This window comes from Gordonia sp. i37 (assembly GCF_002043085.1).
Taxonomy (GTDB): Bacteria; Actinomycetota; Actinomycetes; order Mycobacteriales; family Mycobacteriaceae; genus Gordonia; species Gordonia polyisoprenivorans.
On sequence record NZ_MVPX01000140.1, the window covers coordinates 1 to 3,288 of the forward strand.

Here is a 3,288-nt window from a genome sequence, read left to right on the forward strand (position 1 = left end):
CGAGCCTCTCGGTGAGGTCGGCGACGACGCGGCGGGCGATGGTGGTCTTGCCCGCGCCCGGGGCCCCGGTGAAGCCGGCCACGAATCGTGGTGTGTCCGCGGCCGCCTCGATGATCTCCGTCGTCGGCGTCATGTGCCGCGACTCTAGACCATCGAGAACGGTGTCGTCACCGGGACGGCCGCGGGGGCACCGGGCACGGGGCGATCAGTGACCCGGGCCGAAGAAGCTGACGTCGTCATTGCCGATGAGATCGGGCACGGTCCAGCCGTCGAGGTCGTATTCGGCCAGGCAGGCCTCGGCGAGCCCCTTCATCTGATCGACCCCGCCGCGGTTCTGTGCGGCGAAGAGCAACTCGGCCTTGACGTTCTCGTGGTTGCCCGAGTAGTTGCGCTCGTAGAGCTCGTGGCGGCCGCCGAATTCGGAGCCGATCGAATCCCACAGTGCCTTCATGACCTTCACGCGGTCCACGGCGGTGATGCCGTTGGAGCCGCGGACGTACTTGTCGAGGTAGGGCCGCACGGTGGGGCTCTTGAAGTCGGCGGCGCTCGAGGGCAGATAGATCAGCCCCGATGCGACGTCCTGTTCGATGATCTCCTTGATGCGCGGATAGCCCTGCATCATGAACATGCGGTAGGTCAGGCCGTACTCCAGGCGTGGGATGACGGTGTCGCCGATCCAGGGTTCCGGGTTGTGGGCCATCGCGTCGGTGAGGGTCCAGAAGAGATTGCGCCAGCCGATCACCTCGCCGACGCGGGTCTGCACGCCGCGGAACCCGCCCGAGCCGGTGCAGTCGAGGGCCTTCATCAGCAGGCCGGCGATGAAGTCGAGCTTCACCGCGAGACGGGTGCAGCCCTGGAAGGTGAAGCGCGGCAGGAAACCCGACTGCGGGAAGAACGCGTTGATGCGTTCGACGTCGCCGTACATGAAGACGTTCTCCCACGGCACGAGCACCTTGTCGAAGACGAAGATGGTGTCGTTCTCGTCCATCCGGCTCGAGAGCGGGTAGTCGAACGGCGAGCCCATCACCGCGGCCTGCTGGGTGTAGGACGAGCGGCAGATCAGTTTGATGCCGGGCGAGTCCATCGGCACCGTGCAGATGAGTGCGAATTCCTTCTTCTTGATCGGCAGGCCGTAGTGGGCAATGAAGTTGTAATTGGTGATCGCCGAGCCGGTTGCGACCACCTTCGCGCCGGACACCACGAGCCCGGCGCCGGTTTCCTTTTCCACCTTCATGAACACGTCACCGACCTCGTCGGGCGGCAACTGACGATCGACGGGCGGGTTGATGATCGCGTGATTCCAGTAGAGAACCTTCTCCTGCGACTCGCGGTACCAGCGCTCGGCGTTGGCCTCGAACGGTGCGTAGAGATCCTTGTTGGCGTGCAAGGTGCCGAGGAAGCTGGCCTTGTAGTCGGGGGAGCGGCCCATCCAGCCGTAGGTCATGCGTGCCCACTCGGCGATCGCGTCGCGTTCGGCGATGAGATCGGCCGAGCTGGTGGAGGCCTTGAAGAACGGCATCGTCACGCCGCCGTTGCCGGTGTCGGTCGGTGCGGTCACCTTGTCGCGGGTGGCCGGGTCGTGCATCGAGTCGTAGAGGCGCGCGGTCATGCGGATGGGGTTGCGGAACGCCGGATGGGTGGTGACGTCCTCCACGCGCTCACCGTGCAACCAGATCTCCCGACCGTCCTTGAGCGACTCGATGTATTCGTCACCGGTCATCGGCCGGGTCGCGAAATTCTTCGTGTTGTTGGCGGGGGCGTCGGCAGCCGGGTTGGTCTGCAGGGTGCCGAAGGCGGCCGGGTCGCCTGCGGGACGTTCGATCGTGGTCATGATTGATACCTCTTTCTGATGGATGGGTCGAAAACCGTGATGAATCACGCGGATGCGGTGGTGTGCTCGGGATCGTCGGTGTGGGCCAGGTGAAATGGGGTGAACGTGGTCGTCGAGTCGAACCAGCCCGAGTGCGGGTCGTCGGCGCACAGCGTCCACAGCGAATTCACGCTCGGCTCACCGAGATCATGAAAAGTGCTGCGGTAGTACAGCAGTGGGGGCTTCCCCGAGGTATGGGCATCGACGATCTCGCCGATGTAGATGATGTGGTCGCCGCCGTCGTAGCTGCGCCACGGCACGCAGCTGAGTACCGCGGCGCTGCCGGACAGGATGGGGGCCGTCGGGCCGTCGACCCAGGTGGGGCCGGGTTGCGCCGGACGCCCGGCGAAGTGCATCGCGATGTCGAGCTGGTCGGCGGCCATGATGTTGACCGCGAACGGCGCATCGGTCAAGTAGTTGCACGCCTTGGACTTTCGCGTCAACGTCACTTGACACAGGCGCGGTTCGAGGGACACCGCGGTGAAGGCCGTGACCGTTGCACCGTGCGGCTCGCCGTCGGAATTCGCACACGTGATGACGGTGACGCCACTCGCGAACTGGCCGAAGACATTCTGTAGGGCCTTGCGTTCCACGTGACCTCTCCTTTCGATGAGGCAAGATGTGAGGTAGAACATAAGGCGACGGCCGCGGTGTCCACGATCCGCTGAACGCGATGACGATCCACATTGCGCGGCGAAGTCGTGAGGAGTGTCCGATGAGCCAGATCGAGCGGCTTCGCATCCCGGGGGATCCCGAGTGGGAAGCGGCGTCGGCGGCGGTGTCCGACGCGTATTTCCCGCATGAATTGAGTCCACGGGACGCGGGTGGGAACGCACTCTACGTCGACGTCGCGGTCACCGTGCTCGGACCGTTGCGTATCGCGCGGATCGGGTGGGGAGCCGAGGTGGCCATCCACTCCGACCATCCCGGCGCCTACGGCATCAACGTGCCGCTCGGGGGAGTCCTGGAAACCAGCGTCGCCGGGACCTCGGTGATTTCCACGAGTGGTCTCGCCACGATCAACCCGCCCGACACGCCCGCCGAGATCACCCGCTGGTCGAGTACCTGCACGATCGTCGGGGTCAAGATCGACCGTGACTTCCTGCAGCGCGAGGCCTGCCGGGTGACCGGGCGTCCGGACACGACGATCCCCGAACAGCTCGACCTGCACTCGCCGGAGGGGGCGAGCTGGTTCCGGCTGGTCCGGTCGATCGCCGGCCAACCCGCCGACGACCCGCTGCTGGCGAACCCGCTCATCGCCGAGCAACTCGCCGGCTCGTTGACCGACGCCTTCTTGTTGGCCGCGGTTCCCGACGACCCGGCCGAGCACACCCGCCCGCAACCGCGGATCGTCACCCGGGTGCTCGATGCGATGCGGGCCGATCCGGCTCGGCCGTGGACGGCCGCCGACATGGCGG

3 protein-coding genes are annotated in these 3,288 nt (G+C 65.8%); 1 reads left to right on the forward strand and 2 read right to left on the reverse strand.

Translation table 11 applies throughout. The annotated features are described in order from the left end of the window. Positions 1–205: 205 nt before the first annotated feature. Positions 206–1,831, reverse strand: coding sequence for a 4-hydroxyphenylacetate 3-hydroxylase N-terminal domain-containing protein (locus B1964_RS06610; RefSeq protein WP_079929286.1), 1,626 nt, complete (start codon positions 1,829–1,831; stop codon positions 206–208). A 44-nt stretch (positions 1,832–1,875) separates the two neighbouring features. Then, a complete protein-coding gene (locus tag B1964_RS06615) occupies positions 1,876–2,463 on the reverse strand; it encodes a flavin reductase family protein (protein ID WP_006367459.1) in 588 nt (195 codons plus the stop codon). A 122-nt stretch (positions 2,464–2,585) separates the two neighbouring features. Between B1964_RS06615 and B1964_RS06620 the strand changes: the two genes are divergently transcribed. Further along, positions 2,586–3,288 (forward strand): AraC family transcriptional regulator (locus B1964_RS06620; protein WP_079929287.1); only part of this gene is annotated, 703 nt, incomplete at its 3' end.

Excerpts from the sequence above, each read along its gene's own strand:
- B1964_RS06610 (WP_079929286.1), bottom strand. The coding sequence starts at position 1,831 with ATGACCACGATCGAACGTCCCGCAGGCGACCCGGCCGCCTTCGGCACC.